This is a genomic window from Streptomyces sp. NPDC087845 (assembly GCF_044742755.1).
Classification (GTDB): Bacteria; Actinomycetota; Actinomycetes; order Streptomycetales; family Streptomycetaceae; genus Streptomyces.
In genome coordinates, this window is record NZ_JBIUVC010000002.1 from 623620 (window position 1) to 643694 (window position 20075).

The window sequence follows — 20075 nt, forward strand, 5'->3', positions numbered from 1 at the left end:
GGTGTAGGCCATGGCTGCGTCACACTTGGCGGGACCAACCCCGCATGCGCGGGGACCACACAACCCGATCATCCCGATCGCCACGCGCACCGGGACCAACCCCGCATGCGCGGGGACCACAGTTGCTGACCTGCTGGTTTATGCAGGGGCAGCTCTGTTTTTACTCACTTCTTGAGATTCGGACATATTGCTCACCCCTGCGCCTTCGTCTCCCTGAGCGAGCAAAAGGTGGATCACACGAGGCCGGCAGCCACCGCGTCGACCATTGTGGAGAGGGTGTCGTGATCAAAGATCAGGGCCGGCCCGTTCTGGACCTTGCTGTCGCGGATCGCGACGCTTTCGGCGTCGATGATGCCGCACTCCACGCAGTCGGACTGGGCAGCTGACTGCGACGACTTCCACCACGTCACGGGGAGGGTGGAAGAGTCACGAACGGTGCGTGCTGCGGAAGATGTGGTCATATCTGGTCCCTAATCTCAGTGATCAAATCTGCCGAGTCGGCTGCTGACAGCGCACTGGCTTTGAGGGTTTCGATGGCGTCTTGGTACGCAGCCACGTTCTCCCTGCCTTCGACGTAGAGAGCCTGCGTCAGCGACTCGATGTGAACCACGTCGAGGCTCGCGTGAGATCCGTAGCCAAGGATGGAGTAGGCGCCGGTCTGACCCACGTGTGGTGGGTGGCTGAGCGGCAGTACCTGGACCGTCACGTTTGGCCAGCGGCCTGCTGCGAGGAGCCGGGCAAGCTGCTCGGACATGATCCGCGGGTCTTCGGTGCGGGTGCGCAGTGCGGCCTCGCCGATGACCGCTCGCAGGGTCAGCGGATCGTGCCGGGTGAGCACAGCTTGGCGGGCCAGGCGCACCTCGACCAGGGCGGTTACGCGGTCCGCGATGGCGTCGCCCATGGCAGTGGCCGAGATTATGTGTCTGGCGTACTCGCCGGTTTGAAGGAGGCCCGGAATCATGACTGGCTGCCAGGTGCTGATCTGCTCCGCTTCGGATTCGAGGCTGATGAGATCTTCGTAAGCAGGGCTGAGAACGCTGCGATACGACTGCCACCATCCGCGGCGGGCGCCCTCGCGCGTGAGCCGGAGCAGGCCGGACCGCGTCTCCTCGTCGGTGATGCCACATGAATCGAGGATGAGCGACACGTCTGCGGCCGTCGCTGCCGTTACGGCCGTCTCGATACGGCTGATCTTTGCCCCGTTGAGCTTGCCTCCGGAGCGGGCCGCTACTTCGTCCTGTTTCAGGCCGAGTGATTCGCGAAGGGCCCGCAGCGTGCGGCCCAGCTGCCGCCTCCGCACTGTGGGTGCGCTCACGAATTCGGGTCCTCTCGCAGTCTGGTCGGGATCAGTCTGCCGCGCCTTGTGGCGCTCTGTCACCTTCGCGCACCCCTTCCTACAGGCATTCTCTCCGTGATGTGCAAATTCTCATTTCACTCGTAAGATGCTTGCACCTCCAATCGTATGGCATGCATTCTGATGTCAGAGTTCCATCGCTATCGACACGGGATCCAGGCCCGCGTCGGCCATACCTTGAGGGGTTCGTATGGGTTCACACGCGTTACCGTCGGCTCAGCTCTCCCGGGCACCTGCCGTGCCCCCGGAAGCGATCTACCTGTCCAAGCCGGAATCAGTGCGTCCCGCGAGGCGGTACGTCCGGGAGGCGGCCGTTCATCAGGAACCTTCAGTGCCCGAGGACGCGCTCGACACGCTCGAACTGCTCGCCAGTGAGCTGGTGACCAACGCGGTGAGGTACGGGCAGGAGCCCGGCGATTCGCTGAAGGTGACCGTCGACGCGTCGCCTGGGCGGTGTCGGGTCGAGGTGCATGACACTCGCCGCAGGCAGCCGCGCGCCCGGCCGGTCTCGAACGAGCGTGCCCGTGGCCGGGGGCTGCATCTGGTTCAGGCCCTGGCAGCGCAATGGGGCGTCGCGGAACGGCCGTTCGGGAAGGTCGTGTGGGTGGTGGTCACGTGGTGACGGGGGCCGGGCGGTGGCAGGTGGCCGACGACGAGGTGTTGCACCGAGCCGCTCTCGACCACACAGTGCTGCGCGACACATGCAGTCGGGGCGGTCCGTTTTCATACCTGAGGCGGCTGCGGGAGTTCGCACGCATCACGGCCCGGATCCGGGCGGTTGGAGCTGATCCCGTGCTCGGGTGCGTGGGAGGCGGTTCGCCCCGTGCTGGGGATGGGATCAACGGCCCTGGGGAGCATGGCGGATGCGCAACAGCATCTGTGTGCGACGGGGGCGCGTGTGAGTGTCGCCCGAAAGCGCCTCGATAGGGCGGTAGAAACGGGGCGTCCCCGGAGTGGTCAAGACCCCGGGGGCGCCCTCCGCCCACACGGTAGTCGGTGCGTGGTGGGAAGGTGGCCTCACTGTCCCTGTAACGCGCGAACGCCCTCCCGTTCTGCGTTTCCGCAGTTCGGGAGGGCGTCGATGGCGGTAGCGGAGGGATTTGAACCCTCGGTGAGTTTCCCCACACTCGCTTTCGAGGCGAGCTCCTTCGGCCGCTCGGACACGCTACCGAGAGAGAGCTTAGACCATCCCCGGGCGTGGACAGAAATCCAATGTCAGAGCTCGCGGAAGAACGCCGTCAGCCGCTCGGCGCAGATGTTCTCCAGGACGCCGTGGATCACCTCGGGGCGGTGGTTGAGCCGGCGGTCGCGTACGACGTCCCAGAGCGAGCCCGCCGCGCCCGCCTTCTCGTCGCGGGCTCCGTAGACCACCCGGTCCACGCGGGACTGGACCAGCGCGCCCGCGCACATCGTGCAGGGCTCCAGGGTGACCACCAGGGTGCAGCCGGACAGCCGCCACCGGCCGAGCGCCGCTGCGGCCCGGCGGAGGGCGAGGATCTCGGCGTGCGCGGTCGGGTCGCCGGTCGCCTCGCGTTCGTTGTGTCCCGTGGCGAGCAGAGTGCCGTCCGGGCCGAGCACGACGGCGCCGACCGGCACATCGCCGGCCCGCGCCGCCAGGTCGGCCTCGGCCAGGGCGCGGCGCATGTGCGCCCGCCACGGGTCTTTAACGGGGTCGTGCGGATCTCTGGTGGGTTCGCACGGTTCACACGGTCGGCACGGTTGGTGCTGTGCCTGCGGTCCTTGCGGGTGCGGTGGTTCGCTCACCCGCGGACCCTAACGGACGGTCTCCAGGACCTCGGCCGCACCCAGCGCGTCCGCGATCTCCACCAGTGCGTCCGTACGCAGCATCAGCAGTTCCGCCTCGGGGAGCCCGAGGTCGGCCAGGACCCCGGTGTCGCCGAGCGGGCCCGCCGGTACGGCGTCGGCATCGAGTCCGTCGTCGTCATCGTCGTTGTCGTTGTCGGGGGTGGTGTCCGGTTCGCCGTCCTCCGTACCGTCGAGGCCGACGAGCTCTTCGAGAGCGGCAATCGTGTCCTCGGCCCCGGGTTCGCGGCCGAGCAGTTCATCGGTGAGCAGGATCTCCCCGTACGAGGAGCGGGCGGCGGCGGTGGCGTCCGAGATGAAAATACGGGGGTCCTCCTCGCCATCCACCCGGACGACGCCGAACCAGGCGTCCTCCTGCTCGATGAAGACGAGGACCGTGTCCTCGTCCACCGAGGCCTCACGGGCCAGATCCGTCAGGTCGGACAGGGTCTCCACATCGTCGAGTTCCGTGTCGCTCGCTTCCCACCCGTCTTCGGTGCGCGCGAGCAGTGCGGCGAAGTACACCGTGACTCTCCCACTGGTCATAGGGGTGTCGGTCCGGCGGGAGGGCAGTCGGTGGCCCGGCTGCCCTGCGTCCCGCCCATCGGAATCGTGGCAGAAACAAGGCCTTCGCGAGAGGAGTTCGGCCGTTGCGTCGGCCATCAGTTCTCCTGGACGCCGCCACCAGGGGGACCCCGGGCCGCCGTAAGACCTACCAGCGGAAGGTTCGCATCCGCATCGCCTGGCGCATTCGGGCCGCGCGCGCCCGGCGCGGCTGGACCCGGTCGCGCAGCGCCTTCGCCTCATGAAGCTCGCGCAGGAACTGGGCGCGCCGTCTGCGGCGCGCCGCCTCGGTCTCCTGCGGATCCTGCGGATCCTGCGGATCCTGCGGATCCTGCGGGTCCAGCGGGATCTCCGCGTCCTCCGCGTCCTGCGGGGCCGGCGTGTCCGGCTGGTCCCGCTCCCGCTGTTCCCCGTCCGGCATCGGTTCATCACCCCAAGGCTGGGTCCGTATGCCACCACCTTCCCTCCGAACGTGCGGTTGATGCCAGCGCACGGGTGCGGGAGGCCCGGTTACTGTTGAGCCCATGCGGATCCACGTCGTCGACCACCCGCTGGTCGCGCACAAACTCACCACCCTGCGCGACAGGCGCACCGACTCCCCGACCTTCCGGCGGCTCGCCGACGAGCTGGTCACCCTGCTCGCCTACGAGGCCACCCGGGATGTGCGCACCGAACAGGTCGACATCGAGACCCCGGTCACACCGACGACCGGTGTGAAGCTGTCGCACCCGCGCCCCCTGGTCGTACCGATCCTGCGGGCCGGCCTCGGCATGCTCGACGGCATGGTGCGGCTGCTGCCGACCGCCGAGGTGGGCTTCCTGGGCATGATCCGCGACGAGGAGACGCTCCAGGCGTCCACGTACGCGACGCGGATGCCGGAGGACCTTTCGGGCCGCCAGGTGTACGTCCTGGACCCGATGCTGGCCACCGGCGGCACGCTGGTCGCGGCCATTCAGGAACTGATCAAGCGCGGTGCGGACGATGTCACCGCGGTCGTGCTCCTCGCCGCGCCCGAGGGCGTCGAGGTGATGGAGCGCGAGCTGGCGGGCACGCCTGTGACCGTGGTCACCGCCTCGGTCGACGAGCGGCTCAACGAGAACGGTTACATCGTCCCGGGCCTCGGCGACGCGGGCGACCGGATGTACGGCACGGTCGACTAGGGTCTTTCGTTTGGATCAGGCCGGATCAGGGTGCGTGCCGGACCCCGCGAGCCCGGCGTGATCCAAACGAGGGGCTCGCGGACCGAGCGGGTTGTGCTGGGCTGCCGGGACCGACCCGGCAGCCGTCAGCAGGACGGTGCGGGGGCCGGCTTCGCCAGGGCGGCGAGGGCCGCCGCAGCCGACTGGGGCGTGCTGAACGCCTTGAACTTCGTACCGAGAATCAGATCGACGTCCGCCGTCCTGCGGGCGTCGGTCTTCGGAACGGCCCCCTGCAACTGCGTACCGAGGACCGGCAGCGAGCCGTTCGTGGCCGACGGGGCGCCCAGCAGCACCCCCGGACCCGCGACCTTCTTGTCGTACGCGGCCGGGGCGTTCCCCACCTTGCCGATGGTGAAACCGCGCTTCTTCAGCTCGTCGGCGGCCTGCTTGGCGAGGCCGCTGCGCGGTGTCGCGTTGTAGACGTTGACGGTGATCTTCGCGGGCTTCGGCAACACCTTCACGGGCGCGGACGGATTGGCCGTCGGGCAGTCCGTCTTGTGGTCGGCAGCGCTGGCCTTCCGGTTGTTGCCCGTGAAGACGTCGATGAGCTGCAGTGTGCCCCATCCGGCCAGGCCGAGGGCGACCACGGACGCGGCGGCGGCGAGGATCAGCCTGCTGCGACGCCGGGGGCGGCTCATGCGCGGGTACTTGTCGCCCGTGATGCGGTACTTTCCGCCCATGCCGGGGGGAGTGAGCATGCTCATGGGCGCAGCGTAGTGCGGCCCGGTGATGATGCCTACTAAATGATCAATGGATCGCACCCGTCCGGGTGCAAAAGCACCCGAACGAACCCGGACAGGGTCCGCAGGGTTTGCGGGCCTCGTACGAGATCTGCGTACGAGGGCCCGTAGAGAAACCCGTATGAGATCCGCGGGGACCCGCGGGCAACTCGTGGGGAGCCCGCGGGGCTTCGTCAGCCGAGTTCGAGTACCCGGGCGTGGAGTACCTGGCGCTGCTGGAGGGCGGCGCGGACCGCGCGGTGCAGCCCGTCCTCCAGGTAGAGGTCGCCCTGCCACTTCACGACGTGCGCGAACAGGTCGCCGTAGAACGTCGAGTCCTCGGCGAGGAGGGTCTCCAGGTCCAGATTGCCCTTGGTGGTCACCAGCTGATCGAGGCGGACCGGGCGCGGCGCGACATCCGCCCACTGCCGGGTGCTTTCCCGGCCGTGGTCGGGATAAGGCCGCCCATTTCCGATGCGCTTGAAGATCACACGGAAAGCCTACCGGGCAAGAGCCTCCGGGCGCAGCCATGGGGCGGGACTGTCATGCTGACAAGAACGCCACAAAAGCGGGCATTCCGGAACAGGGGCCGTGATGAGTGACAGCGACAGCACGGGTGGAGGCGCGGGTCCGGACGCCGGCGGCGGTTCGGACACCGGCGTGGCGCGGGACACCGGCGTGGCGTCGGGTGCGGGTGTGGCGCCTGGTGGTGGTGCGGCGGGTGGTTCGGGTGTGGCGGCGGGTGGTTCGGGTGTGGCGCCTGGTGGTGGTGCGGCGGGTGGTTCGGGTGTGGCGGCGGGTGGTTCGGGTGTGGCGCCTGGTGGTGGTGCAGTGCGTGGTTCGGGCGTGGCGCCTGGTGGCGCGGGGGTGCTGCCGACGCAGGCGCAGGAGATCGCCGACGGGTACGCCGTTTCCGCGGCCGCCCTCGATCTGGGCGCGCTGCTCTGGGACGGTGCATGTCTGCCGGACGCGCAGATCCGGATTCCGCTCGCGATGCTCAACCGGCACGGACTCGTTGCGGGTGCCACCGGCACCGGCAAGACCAAGACACTCCAGCTGATTGCCGAACAGCTGTCGGCCAACGGTGTCCCCGTCTTCCTCGCCGACATCAAGGGCGATGTCTCCGGCATCGCCGCCCCCGGTGTGCCGGGCGGCCGGGTCGCCGAACGGGCCGGGCAGGTGGGGCAGGACTGGGAGGCCAGGGGCTTCCCGTGCGAGTTCTACGCGCTCGGCGGGATCGGGCCGGGAATTCCGCTGCGGGCGACCGTCACCAGCTTCGGCCCCGTACTCCTGTCCAAGGTGCTTCAGCTCAACCGGACGCAGGAACAGTCACTGGGTCTGATCTTCCACTACGCCGACGCCAAGGGCCTGGAGCTGATCGACCTCAAGGATCTGCGGGCCGTCGTGGCGTTTCTCGTATCGGACACGGGCAGGGCCGAACTCAAGGAGATCGGCGGCCTGTCCACTGCGACGGCCGGAGTGATCCTGCGCTCGGTCACTGCCTTCGAGCAGCAGGGTGCGAGCGACTTCTTCGGCGAACCGGAGTTCGACACGGCCGAGTTCCTGCGGCAGGCACCGGACGGGCGCGGACTGGTCTCCGTACTGGAACTCGCGGCCGTGCAGGACAAGCCGCAGCTCTTCTCGACGTTCCTGATGTGGCTGCTCGCCGACCTCTTCCACGATCTGCCGGAGGTCGGCGACCTCGACCGGCCCAAGCTCGTCTTCTTCTTCGACGAGGCGCATCTGCTCTTCAAGGGTGCCTCGACGGCTTTTCTCGACTCGATCACCCAGACTGTGCGGCTGATCCGTTCGAAGGGCGTGGGCATCTTCTTCGTCACGCAGACGCCGCGCGACGTGCCCGGCGATGTGCTGGGGCAGCTCGGCAACCGGGTGCAGCACGCGTTGCGCGCCTTCACTCCGGACGATGCGAAGGCGCTGCGGTCGACGGTGAAGACGTTCCCGAACTCGCCGTACGACCTGGAGGAGTTGCTGACCGGGCTGGGCACCGGTGAGGCCGTGATCACGGTCCTGAGCGAGTCCGGCGCGCCGACGCCGGTCGCCGCGACCCGGCTGCGGGCGCCCCAGTCGCTGATGGGGCCGTATCCCGCCGCCGAGCTGGATGCGGCGGTGCGCGGCTCGTCGCTGTACGGGCGTTACGCGCAGGCGGTGGACCGGGAGTCGGCCTACGAGAAGCTGAGCGCCGAACAGGGGGCGAAACAGCGGTCCGAGGAGGAGGCCGCGGCGGACAGGGCTGCGGTGGAGAAGGCGGTGAGGGGAGGGGAACGGGCCGGGGGCAGGACCGGGGACAGGGCTGCTTCGGGAGGGACGCCGTCGGGAAGGGCGCCGTCGGGAAGGGCGCCGTCCGGTGGGGCCGGGAAGGCGCCCAAGGAGGACGCCTCGCTGGTCGAACAGGTGGTGGCGAGCGGGATGTTCCGGTCGCTGGCACGCTCCGTCGGGACGCAACTGGGGCGGGAGATCTCGCGGTCGCTCTTCGGCACGGCCCGCCGCAGGCGGTAGTTCCCGACGGTGGGCGTGCGGTGGGCGTGCGGTGGGCGTGCAGTGGGCGGGGGTGGCGTGCGGCGGGCGTGCGGCAGCGTTCGGAGGGCGTGCGGCGGTCGAGGGGGCGCGCGTGCAGGCGCGCGTTGGGCCGTGGGCGTACGGGCGGGTGCGCGGTGCGGGTGTTCGCCGACTACTTGTCGGCTGCGCGTTTGGTCGCCCTGGCCGCCTGTTTGGCCTGCTGCTTGTATGCGCGGACCTCGGCGAGTGACTCCGGACCGGTGATGTCGGCGACCGACCGGTGCGAGCCCGCCTCGCCATACGGTCCGGCCGCCTCCCGCCAGCCCGTCGGCCGGACCCCGAACTGCTTGCCCAGCAGAGCCAGGAAGATCTGCGCCTTCTGCGTGCCGAACCCCGGCAGGGCGTTCAGCCGTTTCCGCAGCTCGGCCCCAGTAGGGACGTCGCTCCACACCGCGCTCGCGTCGCCGTCGTACTCCGCCACCAGGTACTGGCACAACTGCTGGACCCGCTTGGCCATGGAGGCGGGATAGCGGTGCAGGGCGGGTTTGGCGGTGAAGAGCTCGACGAAGACCTCCGGGTCGTACACGGCGATCTCATGCGCGTCCAGGTCGTCTCCGCCCATCCGCACGGCCAGGGCGTACGGGCCGGAGAAGGCCCACTCCATCGGCACCTGCTGGTCCAGCAGCATGCCGACCAGCGCGGCGAGCGGGCTGCGCGCGAGGAGTTCGTCCGCCGCCGGCGCCTGGGCGATTCGCAGGGTGATGTCCGGGTCCTTGCTGGTCTTCGTCATGCCTTCGATCATCCCGACGGCGGCGTGACCCGGCCACTCCGCTGCCCGTCGATGCAGCCGTTTGCTGCCGGATTCCGTCCGGGGAGGGGAGGGAGAGGGGGAGAGGGAGGAGGAACGGGGGCGAGGAGCGGGGCGGGACGTGAGGCAGGACCGTATGAGGGACTGTATGAGGCGGGACCGTACGAACGGCCCGGGTGCCCGAAGGGGCAGTGCCGGCTGCCCCCGGCCGGCGGGATCCGGGCTGGACGAGGCAGTGGCCCGTCGTGAAGGTGGAGTGGTGGGGCCATCACGACGCGCCTTCGACCGGGGCGCGGTCAGGGGAGATGACGATGCACGCACAGGAATGGGACCGGGAGCACGACCACGAGCATGACCACGGGCATGGCCAGGAGCAGGTGCACGACGAAGCCGCGCACGCCGCAGGGGCGGCCGATGGCCTGCAGGCGGCGGGCACCCCGCACCTCTACCGCGCGGCGGCCACCGGGCGGGCCGATGTGGTCGGGGCCGGCGGCATGAGCGTGCTCCAACGGGCGGTCGGCAACAGCGCCGTGGGGTCGATGCTCCAGAGGCAGGGGGAGGAAGAGCGCTCCCCCGTGCACGACGTGGTCTCGTCCGGCGGCGGGCAGCCCCTGGACACCGACACCCGCACCGATCTGGAGGGGCGGATGGGCGCGGACTTCTCCGACGTGCGCGTCCACACCGGCTCCGCCGCGCACGAGTCGGCGAAGGGCGTGGGCGCCCACGCGTACACGGTCGGCAACAACGTGGTCTTCCAGCGCGACGCCTACGATCCGTCCTCGCCGCAGGGCCGCACCACGCTGGCCCATGAGCTCACCCATGTGATCCAGCAGCGCAACGGCCCGGTGGAGGGGACCGAGGCGCCGGGCGGGATCCGGGTGAGCGATCCGTCCGACCGCTTCGAGCGGGAGGCCGTCGCGAATGCCGACCGTGTGCTGTCGGACCCGGCTCCGGCTCGCGCCTCGGACCCGGCTCCTGCTGCGGACTCGGCTGCGGGTGGGGTCTCGGCCTCCGACCTGTCTCCGGCGACTGCGACTGTGACTGGCGCGGCCGGCCACGATGCGTCCGCCACCGCGGCGCCCGCCGTTTCCCCCGCCGCGATGCCCGCCGCGCCGCCCGCGGTGCAACGGGCGGCGACGGAGGACGAGGACGAGCAACCCGCCGATGTCCAGGGCTCCTTCGTCCAACGGGCGGAGGAAGGGGCCGAGGAGGAGGAAGAGTCCCCGCCCGCCTGATCGGAGTCAGCCCGCGGTGTCCGGCCGCATCGTGCCACCGAGGAACAGCGATTCCGCACACCGCGAAGGTGTCGGCGCGTTCACGGGCTTGCCCACCTTCCGGCAGTCGACGGTCATCGTGACCTTGCCGCCCGCGGGCACCAGGATCGGCGTGACGAAGTGGTAGTCGGAGTCCCGGAAGTTCTCCATCGCGAGGCGGAGCACCGGCGCGTTCCGCCCGGAGGAGACCACGAGCGTGCCCGCGTCGCCCTGCGGGTTCTGGACCACGATGTCCGTCAGCTGGAAGGTGTGCCCGCGGGGCACCTGGAGGGCGGTCGAGGTGTTCGACCCGCCGCCCACCGAGTCCCTGACCTGCACCTGCGCACTGGTCGGGGCGGCGGCCGCCGCCCCGCCGGACCCGCCGCCGGACCCGCCGCCGGACCCGCCGTCGGAGGTGCCGGGGCTCGGTGAGGGGCTCGGCTTCGGCGAGCCGCCGTTCGCCCCCGAGGTGGCGCCGCCGCCCGAATCCGCTCCACCCGTCGAACCGGTGTCAGGAGCCTTGCTCTTGTCGGCCGCGGCGGCGGCGGAGCGGACCGCGTCCGGCGTGATCGCCTCCCGGGCCGCCGACTTCACGGCCGGTCGCAGCAGTGCGTACCAGAGCCCGACCAGCGCGATCAGCAGAACAGCCGCGGTGATGAGCGCCCGGGGGAGCCAGCGCGGCAGGATCGGCTCCTGCTGGTACGAACCGTCCAGGACCACCGGTGCGACCGGGGGCTGGCCCTCCGCCACATCCGGTGTGGCGACCACCTGGAAGGGGTGGGTGACCGGCGTACCGCGCCACACACGCTTCGCCGGCCGGATCCGCAGCTTGCCGAACCCGGCCCGGCCGGGCTCGATCTGCAACGTGTCCGCCGCGAACGCGACCCGGGACCGCTCCGTACCCGACCGGGCCCCCAGCCGCACGGTCGCCGGGCTGTTTCCCCGGTTGTCGACGGCGACTTGATGCCTGCCGCGCCAGGCGCCGTGCGAGCTGCGCGGTACCAGCTCGGCGGTCGTCTCGGTGAAGGGGAGTACGGTCACCCGCCCTTCGGGCACCACCGTGTCGCCCTGCTCGCTGGTGGGTACCACCCGTATCCCGAAGGGTGTCTCCCCTGCGAGTACGGTCGAGTCACGGGGCGGACGCAGTACCAGGGAGACGGTCTGGGAGTCGCCCGGATACAGGGACAGACTCGCCGGCTCCACCGCCGACCAGGCGGCACACGCGCCGATCACCTCGAAGCGGTACTCCTCGACGGTGCTGCCGGAGTTGAGGATCCGCAGAGGGAGAGCCGTCTCCTCACCCGGTGCGGCAGTGACGGACGAATCGTCGAGGCTTGCCGTGAGACTCATACGGCGCACCGTAGGGGCGGTGCCGAACGCCGGCATCGGCCGCGAAGGAACACTTCCGGGCAGATTCTGTGCCCGGATCGGCTTTCTTGTTTCCCTGTAGGTATACGCGGGAATCGTTTGACCGCCTCAGGACGAATGAGGCACACGAAAGCAGCCGTGATGGTTGTGTTCAGTGTGATGCCATCGGCTGTTGCCCAGGGGGAGCATTGCCATGGAGCGCACCACTGTCGCATTACGGGCCCAGGATCCGATCTCGCAGGCGGGCGTGGCCAGTCAGTTACGAACCCGGCCCGAGATCAGCGTGACGGAGTGGGGGGAGGGCGACGCCTCACCTCAGATCGTGATCGTCGTCGTGGACGCGGTCGACGAGGAGGTGCTGACGATGCTGCGCCACATCCAGCGCACCAGCACCTCACGCACCGTCCTTGTCACCACGGACATCGACGAGCAGAAACTGGTGAGCGCCGCGGAGTGCGGTGTCGCCGGTGTGGTCAGGCGCTCCGAGTCGACCCCGGAGCATCTGGTCCAGGTCATCGGGACGGTGGCGCGGGGCGAAGGCCACCTCCCCTCCGACCTGCTGGGAAGACTGCTGGAGGAGGTCGGTCGCCTCCAGGGGCAGGTGCTGGGTCCGCGCGGACTGCACTTCACCGGTCTCGCGGCGCGCGAGGTGGATGTGCTGCGCCTGGTCGCGGAGGGGTACGACACCGCGGACATCGCGACGAAGCTGGCCTATTCCGAGCGCACGATCAAGAACGTGCTGCATTCGGTGATGACCCGGCTGCAGCTGCGGAACCGCTCGCACGCCGTGGCGTATGCCATGCGGCAAGGGCTGATCTGAGCGGTCCGGCACGCGCGCGTCCGAGGGGTGCGGTGCCTGCCCGAAAGGGCAGTGACGGCTTCCCGGGGGTGTGACTCCCGCACCGCTGCGGGCCGGTCGTACGTACGGGACCGTGGGGCCCGGTACGCCGATCGGCCGAGGGTGGGGGAGGACTTCCGTGCGCTGGATCCAGCCGTTTCAGCGGGCTGCGCGGTCGCGGCCGGACCGGTCTGTCCGGCCCTGGTCGGCCCGGTCCCGATCGGCGCGGTCCGGATCGGCGCGGCTGGGTTCGGCTCGGCCGGCTCGGCCGGGGTCGGCGCGGCCCCGGGCTTCGGCCTCGCGCAGGACCTTCGCCGTGCTCCGGGTCCCGGCGTTGGCCCTGCTCCTCGTGGTCTCCGGCATCGCGCCCGGCTCGGCCGTGACCTCGGGGACGCCCACGGCGGCGGTACCCGAGCCCTGGGTCACCCCCGCCGAGTTCACCGACACGGTCGATCCCGGCGGTTCCACGGGCGTGGCCAAGCAGGTGCGTACACCCGCGATTCCGCCGAAGCCGGATGTGGTGCTGCTGGTGGACGGTACCGCCAGCATGGCCGACCCGATCAAGAGCGTGCAGGACAACCTGCCCAAGATCACCGGCAAGATCCTCGCCGAGCAGCCCGAATCCCGGTTCGCCGTGGCCACGTTCGGCGATCAGGAGGGCGACCCCGACGCCGGTTTCAGTGTGCTCCAGGGGCTGACGGACGACCTCGACGCGGTGCAGAAAGGCGTCGACGAACTCGACACCGCGCTGGGCGGCAAGAGCCGAGGCCCGTCCGAGGACTGGATCAACGGGCTGTGGCAGATCGCGAACGGGGCCGGCGGCCAGACCGTTTTCCGTGACGGGGCGAGTCCGGTCGTCGTGCTGGTCGGCGACGCTTCCAGCCACGCCCCGAGCAACGGTCACAGCATTGACGACACCATCTTCGATCTTCAGGACCGGAGCGTCCGGGTGATCGGTGTCGATGTGGCGAGCGAGATCGGCGACGGCCTGAACGGCAACGGTGACGCCGGTGATCCCGAATACGTCGAGGATCCGCTCACCACCCCGGACCAGGCCACCCGCATCATCAACGCCACCAACGGCCGGCTGCTGGAGGGGATCGACGGCGACAAGGTCGCAGAGGCGATCGCCGAGGGCTTCAACAACCTTCCCACCACGGTCGGTTACCGGCTCGACCACTGCGACCCGTCCCTGGCCGTTTCCCTCGATCCCCCCACGCGCAGCGTCACCAGCGGCGACACCGCCTCGTTCGCGGAGAACATCGATGTCGCCGCGGACGCGCCGCAGGGCACCACTCTGACCTGCACTGTCCAGTTCCTGCTGGGTACCCGGGTCCCCGGCACGGATGCGATCGGGCCGGCCGCGGCCGCCGATCCGGACTTCCAGGAGCAGATCAGCATCGAGGTGAACGACATCGACGCGCCCGTCGTCACCGTGGACGATCTGACCGTCCGGGCCAAGGACAAGAAGGGCGCGCGCGTGACGTACGACGCCACCGCCCAGGACACCACCGACGGCACGCTCCCCGTGACCTGCACCCCGCCCTCCGGCTCGCTCTTCCCGCTCGGCATCACCACGGTGACCTGCTCGGCGACCGACTCGGCGGGCAACACGGGAACGGACACCGCGCAGATCGAGGTCCTCAAGGCTCCGGTGCCGCCCTCGGCGGACGTGGCGATGAAGGTCGACGTCAGCCCGGACCGTACCTACACCGGCCGCCCGGCCCGGGCCCGCTTCACCGTCACCAACGCGGGCCCGGACGCGGCGACGGGCGTGGTCATCGGTTCCAGCTGGCCGAAACCGTCCAGCGCGAAGGACCGCAGCCTGCCCGGCCCGACCCGCTGCACGGCGGCCGAACCCTGCACCGTTCCGGCCGGTGGCCGCATCGAGGTGACGCAGACGGCGACGTACCGCGCGGCGGTCACCGGGGACGTACGGGCCACCGTGCGCGGCACCCTGCCCGACCGCCGGAAGGCCAACAACCAGGACACCGACCGGCTGCGCGTTCTGAAGCCCTCGCTGACCGTCACGCCGCAGGTCGCCAAACCGGGCCAGCCGGTGCTGGCCCGGGGCAAGGACTACCCGCCGGGCGCGACCGTACGTTTCACGTGGAACACCGGTATCACCCCCAGGGGAGCGGTCGCCACGGTGGGCCGCGACGGCACCTTCGAGGTGCAGGTCCTGGTCCTGCGCAAGGACAGACTCGGCCCGCGTGAGCTGCGGGTGGACTCGCGCGGCCTCGACCGGCTGAAGAAACCGGTCCTGGTGGTGCAGCGGAACCTCCAGCCACCGGACTTCGCGGGCCGCGCGTGAGCGCCGACGACCGTACGGGAGTGATCGGGTGATCCACGAGGTCGACGACGTACTGCGTGCCCTGATCAGGACGGAGGTGCTCGAAGGCGGCCAGATCGCGGTGGTCTTCGACGCCCCGACCCGGGAGTGGGCGGCGAAGGTCAACGCGCCGATGGTCAACCTCTACCTCTACGACATCCGCGAGGACATGCGCAGGCGCGAGCGGGGTCTGCACAACGAGTACGACGGGCGCGGCACGATCGTCGCGCGCCGCCGTCCGCCCCGGTTCTTCAAGCTGTCGTACCTGATCACGGCATGGACGAAGCGCCCGGAGGACGAGCACCGGCTGCTCTCGTCGCTGCTCGGCTGCCTGCTGCGGTACGAGGCGCTGCCTCCGGAGCGGCTGGCGGGCACGCTGGCCGAGATCGGGGCGGCCGTACCGATGTCGATCGCGCTGCCGCCGCCGGAGGACCGCTCGTTCGCCGACGTGTGGAGCGCGCTGGGCGGTGAGCTGAAACCCTCGCTGGACCTGGTGATCAGCGTGCCGGTGACGGCGTCCCCGAGCTACGTGGTCGGTCCGCCGGTGGGGGACGAGGGGTTGCAGGCCCGCTTCGGGGACGTACCGGAGGAGGCCGAGCCGTTGTCGGAACCGATGCCGGGGCGCGGCGGGCTTCCGGTGTACGGAGGCCGTCCGGGCAGGCCTGGCGGTTCCGGTGGTTCTGGCGGTTCCGGTGGTTCCGGTGGTCCTGGTGGTTCCGGCGGTCCTGGCGGGGGCGTCCCCCGTACCCCTGACGGGGAACGGCGGCGCGGCCTGTCGCTCCGTATCACCGAGAACCGGAGGGCCACTGCGACGGACCGCGTGCGGGGCAGCGGGGCGGACCGTACGCAGACCGGGACGGCGGCGGAGGCGGAGACGGAGGCGGAGACGGAGAGCGGAGCAGCGACCGAGGCGGAGACGGAGAGCGGGACGGCGACCGAGGCGGAGACGGAGAGCGGGACGGCGACCGAGGGCGGCGCCGGATGATGCCCTCGGGCGACCCGAATCTGCGCCATCTCCTCGCCCGCGCGGTGGCGGTGGAGCACCGCATCCGAGAAGCGGTCGAGGTCCGGCAGCGCACGGACCCGGACCCGGACGACGCCTTCCGCGGCCTCTACCTCACGGACGAGAACATCGCCCGTCTGCTGGACCAGGAGGAGGCCCGCGCCTTCCCGTCCCCGGTGCCGTCCTTTGCCGCGGACGGCGACGGGATGCCGGTCGGGCCCGCCAGACTCACCTCTCTGGCAGGGGAGTTCGGCCTCACCGCGCTCGACATCGAGATCCTCCTCATCACGCTCGTCCCGGATCTCGACGACCGTTTCGAGGCGTTCTACGGCTACCTGAACGACGACGTCACCCGCCGTCGCCCGTCCATCGGCCTGGCCCTGGGCCTCTGCGGCCTGTCCCCCGCCGACGAGGCGGCGCGCGGCCGGCTGTCGGCCCTCGCCCCGCTCCGTGAGGGCCGCCTCCTCCTGGTCGAGGACCTGGACCGCCCGTTCCTGAGCCGTGCGCTCCGCGTCCCCGACCGGGTCACGGCGCACCTCCTGGGCGACGACACCCCCGACCCGCGCCTGGCGGATCTCCTCGCCCCCTGGCACCCCGTACCGGGCGTCGGCGATCCGGCTCCGCTGGCCGCCGCCCTCGCCCGGGGCGTCCCGCTCGCCTACCTCCGGGAGGACCAGGGCGGCGCGGGCACGGCCCTCGCGGCCTCCGCGCTGACCCACGCGGGCCATCGGGTCCTGGGCCTGGACCTGGCACGACTGGCCGAGGATCCGTCACCCGCCGAGGCCGTCCGCTCTCTGGTCCGCGAGGCCCGGCTGACCGGCGCCGGTCTGGTCTGTGCCCCGCTCGACGCCGTCTCCCGCGAACACCCGGGACTCCTCCGGCTGCTCGCCTCCACCCCGGTCCCCACGATCCTGGTCGGCCGCGCCCCCTGGGACGCGGCCTGGTCCACCGCCCCGCCCCTCCTCCTCCACGCGCCACGCGTGGAACCCGCGACCCGGGCCGCCCTCTGGACCGACGCGTACGACGCCCCCCTCCCCGAAACCATCGACGTGGACCGCCTGCTCTCGCCGTTCCTCCTCACCCCGGAGCAGATCACCCGCGCCGCCCGGGGCGCCGCCCAGACCACCCATCTGGACGGCGGCGTCCTCACCCCCGACCACGTGCGCCGGGGTGCCCGCGCCCAGAACGCGGCGGGTCTGGACCGGCTGGCCCGCCGCATCGAACCCACCGTCGGCTGGAACGACCTGGTCCTCCCCCCGGGCACCCACACCCAACTCCGCGAGCTGGCCGCCCGCGCGCGCCATCGCGACCGGGTCCTGGGCGAGTGGGGCATGCGCCCCGGTGGCGGCAGGGGCCGCGGCGTGTCGGCCCTCTTCGCCGGCGACTCCGGCACCGGCAAGACGATGTCCGCCGAGGTCATCGCCGCAGACCTGGGCCTGGACCTCTACACGGTCGACCTGGCGACGGTGATCGACAAGTACGTGGGCGAGACGGAGAAGAACCTGGAACGGATCTTCTCCGAAGCGGCGGGCGTGAACGGCGTCCTCCTCTTCGACGAGGCGGACGCGATCTTCGGCAAGCGCTCGGACGTGAAAGACGCCCACGACCGCTACGCGAACGTCGAGAGCGCGTACCTCCTCCAGCGCATGGAGTCCTTCGACGGCCTGGCCATCCTCGCCACCAACCTCCGGGCCAACCTGGACGACGCCTTCACCCGCCGCCTGGACCTGGTCGTCGACTTCCCGGTCCCGGACCCCGAACAGCGCCTCCTGCTGTGGGAACGCTGCCTGGGCCCGGTACTTCCCCGGGGCAGGGACCTGGACCTCTCCTTCTGCGCGGAGAACTTCGAGCTGGCGGGCGGCAACATCCGCTCGATCGCGGTGACGGCCGCGTACCTGGCGGCGGACACGGGCGGGCCGGTGACGATGCCGACGCTGATCCACGCGATCCAGCGCGAGTACCAGAAACTGGGCCGCCTGACGCTGGCGTCGGAGTTCGGCCCCTACCTGGGACTGCTGGCGTGAGGCCGCCGGCCGGAGACCGTGAGCCCCTGCGTGGGCCCTTGCGCGGACCCGGCGTTGCCGCCACCGTGGTCGGGGCCGGGCCGGTGACCGACCGGTCCGCTCCGTACGGTGACGGGAGTCGGCGTGACCGCATTGCCTGTTCTGCCCCACGAACTGCACGGCGACGGCCCGCACAAGGTGATCGCGGTGCACGGCTGGCTGGCCGACCGGTCCGCGTACGGTCCGGTGCTGCCGGATCTCGACCTCGGCTCGTTCCAGTACGCGGTGGTCGATCTACGGGGATACGGCGAGGCCAGGGACGCGAGCGGTACGTACACGACGGCTGAGGGCGCCGCGGACGTGATCGCGCTGGCCGACCGGCTCGGCTGGGAGCGGTTCTCGCTGATCGGCCACTCGATGGGCGGCTCCGTCGCGCAGCGGACGCTGGCCGTCGCGCCGCAACGGGTGCGCAGGATCGTCGGGGTGTCGCCCGTCCCCGCGTCCGGCCTGCCCCTCCCGCCCGACCAGTGGGAACTCTTCTCCGGGGCGGCGCACACCCCGCAGAACCGGCGGACCATCCTCGACGTCACCACGGGAGGCCGACGCCCCGCGGGCTGGCTGGACCGCATGGTGCGCCGCTCGGTCGCATGCAGTGACGTCAAGGCGTTCCGGGCCTGGCTGGATTCCTGGGCGGGCGAGGACTTCCACGACCAGGTCGAAGGTTTGTCCGTGCCCGCCCTCGCCGTCGTGGGCGCGCTGGACCCGGCCCTGTCCGCCGAGTTGCAGCGGGCCACCTGGATGCGCTGGTTCCCGCGGGCCGAACTGGTGGAGCTGCCTTCGTGCGGCCACTACGCGATGGACGAGGCCCCGCTCGACCTGATCCGCGTGATGGAGGACTTCCTACGGGCCGATACGGAGGACGGCGAGGCGAAGGCATGACCGGGCCCACCCCCGAAGCGCCGGAGCAGACACCCGTACCGGACGTCTTCGATCCCGGGCAGTACGGGCGGGGCATCCCCCACGACCGCTACCGTCACCTGCGCGACCACCACCCCGTGGCGTGGCAGGAGGAGCCGGAGGTGCTGGGCTGGCCGGCGGGCCCCGGCTTCTGGGCGGTCACCCGGCACGAGGACGCCGTCCGGGTCCTGAAGGACTCGTCGGCGTACTCCTCGTACCTCGGCGCCACCCAGATCCGCGACCCCGACCCCGCCGACCTGCCGTTCATCCGCCGCATGATGCTCAACCAGGACCCGCCGCACCACCGGCGGCTGCGCACCCTCGTCAGCCGCGCCTTCACGCCGAAGCGCGTGGACCGGTTCGGGACGGTCGTCCGTGAACGCGCCCGCTCCCTGCTCACCGGGGCGGTCACCGAGGCGCGGGCCGGCGACGGCACCTGCGACCTCGTCACTCAGGTCACGGACGACTACGCCCTGCTCAACCTCACCGACCTGCTGGGCGTGCCGGACAGCGACCGCGGACTCCTCCTGCACTGGACCCGGCGCGTCATCGGCTACCAGGACCCCGACGAGGCCGGAACGCCGGAACTCGGCCCGGACGGCAAACCGGTCAACCCCCGCTCCCCGGCCTCACTGCGCGACATGTTCGACTACGCGCACGCCCTGGCGGCCCACAAGCGCCGGCGCCCCGCCGACGATGTCATGACGGCCCTGGCCACGGACCCCGAACTGACCGCGCCCGAACTGGAGATGTTCTTCTTCCTGCTGGTGGTCGCAGGCAACGACACGGTACGCAGCGCGGCCCCGGGCGCCCTGCACCTCCTGGCGGAGAGCCCTGGGGCGTACGGCCGCCTGTGCAACGGCGAGGTGGGGTTCACGACGGCCGTGGACGAACTCCTCCGCCGCCACCCCCCGGTCCTCACCTTCCGCCGCACGGCCGCCCAGGACACGGTGTTGGCGGGCACCCGTATCCGCACCGGCGACAAGGTGGTCGTCTTCCACGCCTCGGCCAACCACGACGAACGCGTCTTCCCCGACCCGTTCACCCTGGATCTCTCCCGCACCCCCAACCCCCACATCTCCTTCGGCGACGGCCCCCACGTCTGCCTGGGCGCGCACTTCGCCCGCCTGCAACTGAGAGCCCTGTACGAGGAGGCGTGCCGCGCCCTCCCGGCCCCACTCGAACGCGCGGCCCCACCGCGCCGCCTGGTGTCGAACTTCATCAACGGGCTGAAGTCGTTGCCGGTGCGGGTGGCCGACGCGTGAGAACCGGGCCGTCTTTACGAGGCAGTGAGAACGTGTTGTGCACCTCGGTACGGCCAGGAGCCATGTGGCGATCGGACGGTGCTTTCCGGAAC

General features: G+C 70.8%; 19 protein-coding genes, 1 tRNA gene and 1 CRISPR repeat array (1 of these 21 running past the window's edge). Of the genes, 10 read left to right on the forward strand and 10 right to left on the reverse strand.

The features are described 5' to 3' along the window. A CRISPR array of direct repeats spans window positions 1-120; the repeat unit is 29 nt; unit sequence GGGACCAACCCCGCATGCGCGGGGACCAC; it begins 2106 nt to the left of the window's first position. Between the two features lie 113 nt (window positions 121-233). Continuing rightward, window positions 234-461, reverse strand: a complete 228-nt coding sequence (locus ACIOMQ_RS08415; RefSeq protein WP_402188272.1) for a DUF397 domain-containing protein — start codon at window positions 459-461, stop codon at window positions 234-236. Further along, window positions 458-1315: a helix-turn-helix transcriptional regulator gene (locus tag ACIOMQ_RS08420; RefSeq protein WP_362201392.1), complete on the reverse strand. Its 858-nt coding sequence runs from the start codon at window positions 1313-1315 to the stop codon at window positions 458-460. Before ACIOMQ_RS08420 ends, ACIOMQ_RS08415 begins: the two co-directional genes overlap by 4 nt. Window positions 1316-1544: 229 nt before the next feature. Between ACIOMQ_RS08420 and ACIOMQ_RS08425 the strand changes: the two genes are divergently transcribed. Continuing rightward, entirely contained in the window at window positions 1545-1976 is a 432-nt protein-coding gene (locus tag ACIOMQ_RS08425) for an ATP-binding protein (protein WP_362201389.1), read from the forward strand. 460 nt (window positions 1977-2436) lie between these two features. Here the strand turns inward: ACIOMQ_RS08425 and ACIOMQ_RS08430 are convergent. The 4 genes from ACIOMQ_RS08430 to ACIOMQ_RS08445 form a co-directional block, all read right to left on the reverse strand. Next, a tRNA-Ser gene (locus ACIOMQ_RS08430) sits at window positions 2437-2524 on the reverse strand. 45 nt (window positions 2525-2569) lie between these two features. Continuing rightward, window positions 2570-2998, reverse strand: a complete 429-nt coding sequence (tadA, locus tag ACIOMQ_RS08435) for a tRNA adenosine(34) deaminase TadA (protein ID WP_362201386.1) — start codon at window positions 2996-2998, stop codon at window positions 2570-2572. A 129-nt stretch (window positions 2999-3127) separates the two neighbouring features. Beyond that, entirely contained in the window at window positions 3128-3682 is a 555-nt protein-coding gene (locus ACIOMQ_RS08440) for a hypothetical protein (RefSeq protein ID WP_362201735.1), read from the reverse strand. A gap of 187 nt (window positions 3683-3869) precedes the next feature. Continuing rightward, the gene (locus ACIOMQ_RS08445) at window positions 3870-4142 is read right to left on the reverse strand and encodes a hypothetical protein (RefSeq protein ID WP_402188275.1); all 273 of its coding nucleotides are present in this window, start codon (window positions 4140-4142) and stop codon (window positions 3870-3872) included. 103 nt (window positions 4143-4245) lie between these two features. Between ACIOMQ_RS08445 and upp the strand changes: the two genes are divergently transcribed. Beyond that, window positions 4246-4881 carry a uracil phosphoribosyltransferase gene (upp, locus tag ACIOMQ_RS08450; RefSeq protein WP_093900065.1) on the forward strand — a complete coding sequence of 212 codons (636 nt, stop codon included), beginning with the start codon at window positions 4246-4248 and terminating at the stop codon, window positions 4879-4881. 125 nt (window positions 4882-5006) lie between these two features. Here the strand turns inward: upp and ACIOMQ_RS08455 are convergent, their stop codons facing one another. Then, window positions 5007-5600: a LytR C-terminal domain-containing protein gene (locus tag ACIOMQ_RS08455; RefSeq protein WP_401988656.1), complete on the reverse strand. Its 594-nt coding sequence runs from the start codon at window positions 5598-5600 to the stop codon at window positions 5007-5009. 233 nt (window positions 5601-5833) lie between these two features. Then, a complete protein-coding gene (locus ACIOMQ_RS08460) occupies window positions 5834-6130 on the reverse strand; it encodes a type II toxin-antitoxin system VapB family antitoxin (protein ID WP_072488263.1) in 297 nt (98 codons plus the stop codon). A gap of 103 nt (window positions 6131-6233) precedes the next feature. Between ACIOMQ_RS08460 and ACIOMQ_RS08465 the strand changes: the two genes are divergently transcribed. Continuing rightward, window positions 6234-8156, forward strand: a complete 1923-nt coding sequence (locus tag ACIOMQ_RS08465; protein ID WP_402188277.1) for a helicase HerA-like domain-containing protein — start codon at window positions 6234-6236, stop codon at window positions 8154-8156. Window positions 8157-8328: 172 nt separating this feature from the next. Here ACIOMQ_RS08465 and ACIOMQ_RS08470 read toward each other — a convergent pair whose 3' ends face one another. Beyond that, a complete protein-coding gene (locus ACIOMQ_RS08470; protein ID WP_401939517.1) occupies window positions 8329-8946 on the reverse strand; it encodes an HhH-GPD-type base excision DNA repair protein in 618 nt (205 codons plus the stop codon). A gap of 323 nt (window positions 8947-9269) precedes the next feature. On the opposite strand from ACIOMQ_RS08470, the gene ACIOMQ_RS08475 reads away from it, so the two are divergent. Beyond that, window positions 9270-10199 carry a DUF4157 domain-containing protein gene (locus ACIOMQ_RS08475; RefSeq protein ID WP_402188279.1) on the forward strand — a complete coding sequence of 310 codons (930 nt, stop codon included), beginning with the start codon at window positions 9270-9272 and terminating at the stop codon, window positions 10197-10199. A 6-nt stretch (window positions 10200-10205) separates the two neighbouring features. Here the strand turns inward: ACIOMQ_RS08475 and ACIOMQ_RS08480 are convergent, their stop codons facing one another. Next, window positions 10206-11567: a hypothetical protein gene (locus ACIOMQ_RS08480; RefSeq protein ID WP_402188281.1), complete on the reverse strand. Its 1362-nt coding sequence runs from the start codon at window positions 11565-11567 to the stop codon at window positions 10206-10208. Window positions 11568-11778: 211 nt separating this feature from the next. Between ACIOMQ_RS08480 and ACIOMQ_RS08485 the strand changes: the two genes are divergently transcribed. From ACIOMQ_RS08485 to ACIOMQ_RS08510, 6 genes are all read left to right on the forward strand, one after another. Further along, window positions 11779-12405: a response regulator transcription factor gene (locus tag ACIOMQ_RS08485; RefSeq protein ID WP_362201363.1), complete on the forward strand. Its 627-nt coding sequence runs from the start codon at window positions 11779-11781 to the stop codon at window positions 12403-12405. A gap of 334 nt (window positions 12406-12739) precedes the next feature. Then, window positions 12740-14737 carry an HYR domain-containing protein gene (locus tag ACIOMQ_RS08490; RefSeq protein ID WP_402188283.1) on the forward strand — a complete coding sequence of 666 codons (1998 nt, stop codon included), beginning with the start codon at window positions 12740-12742 and terminating at the stop codon, window positions 14735-14737. Window positions 14738-14765: 28 nt separating this feature from the next. After that, window positions 14766-15740, forward strand: coding sequence for a DUF4255 domain-containing protein (locus ACIOMQ_RS08495; RefSeq protein WP_402188285.1), 975 nt, complete (start codon window positions 14766-14768; stop codon window positions 15738-15740). Next, the gene (locus ACIOMQ_RS08500; protein ID WP_402188287.1) at window positions 15737-17782 is read left to right on the forward strand and encodes an ATP-binding protein; all 2046 of its coding nucleotides are present in this window, start codon (window positions 15737-15739) and stop codon (window positions 17780-17782) included. Before ACIOMQ_RS08495 ends, ACIOMQ_RS08500 begins: the two co-directional genes overlap by 4 nt. Before the next feature lie 123 nt (window positions 17783-17905). After that, window positions 17906-18700: an alpha/beta hydrolase gene (locus ACIOMQ_RS08505; RefSeq protein WP_362201351.1), complete on the forward strand. Its 795-nt coding sequence runs from the start codon at window positions 17906-17908 to the stop codon at window positions 18698-18700. Then, complete coding sequence (locus ACIOMQ_RS08510; protein WP_402188289.1) at window positions 18697-19983, forward strand: cytochrome P450; 1287 nt, start codon at window positions 18697-18699, stop codon at window positions 19981-19983. The genes ACIOMQ_RS08505 and ACIOMQ_RS08510 overlap by 4 nt, the downstream gene beginning before the upstream one ends. The last annotated feature ends 92 nt before the right edge of the window (window positions 19984-20075 follow it).

Coding starts and splice junctions, on each gene's coding strand:
- ACIOMQ_RS08455 (WP_401988656.1), bottom strand. CDS start 5,600: ATGGGCGGAAAGTACCGCATCACGGGCGACAAGTACCCGCGCATGAGC.
- ACIOMQ_RS08470 (WP_401939517.1), bottom strand. CDS start 8,946: ATGACGAAGACCAGCAAGGACCCGGACATCACCCTGCGAATCGCCCAG.
- ACIOMQ_RS08465 (WP_402188277.1), top strand. CDS start 6,234: ATGAGTGACAGCGACAGCACGGGTGGAGGCGCGGGTCCGGACGCCGGC.
- tadA (WP_362201386.1), bottom strand. CDS start 2,998: ATGCGCCGCGCCCTGGCCGAGGCCGACCTGGCGGCGCGGGCCGGCGAT.
- ACIOMQ_RS08510 (WP_402188289.1), top strand. CDS start 18,697: ATGACCGGGCCCACCCCCGAAGCGCCGGAGCAGACACCCGTACCGGAC.
- upp (WP_093900065.1), top strand. CDS start 4,246: ATGCGGATCCACGTCGTCGACCACCCGCTGGTCGCGCACAAACTCACC.
- ACIOMQ_RS08425 (WP_362201389.1), top strand. CDS start 1,545: ATGGGTTCACACGCGTTACCGTCGGCTCAGCTCTCCCGGGCACCTGCC.
- ACIOMQ_RS08480 (WP_402188281.1), bottom strand. CDS start 11,567: ATGAGTCTCACGGCAAGCCTCGACGATTCGTCCGTCACTGCCGCACCG.
- ACIOMQ_RS08485 (WP_362201363.1), top strand. CDS start 11,779: ATGGAGCGCACCACTGTCGCATTACGGGCCCAGGATCCGATCTCGCAG.
- ACIOMQ_RS08415 (WP_402188272.1), bottom strand. CDS start 461: ATGACCACATCTTCCGCAGCACGCACCGTTCGTGACTCTTCCACCCTC.
- ACIOMQ_RS08445 (WP_402188275.1), bottom strand. CDS start 4,142: ATGCCGGACGGGGAACAGCGGGAGCGGGACCAGCCGGACACGCCGGCC.
- ACIOMQ_RS08475 (WP_402188279.1), top strand. CDS start 9,270: ATGACGATGCACGCACAGGAATGGGACCGGGAGCACGACCACGAGCAT.
- ACIOMQ_RS08500 (WP_402188287.1), top strand. CDS start 15,737: ATGATGCCCTCGGGCGACCCGAATCTGCGCCATCTCCTCGCCCGCGCG.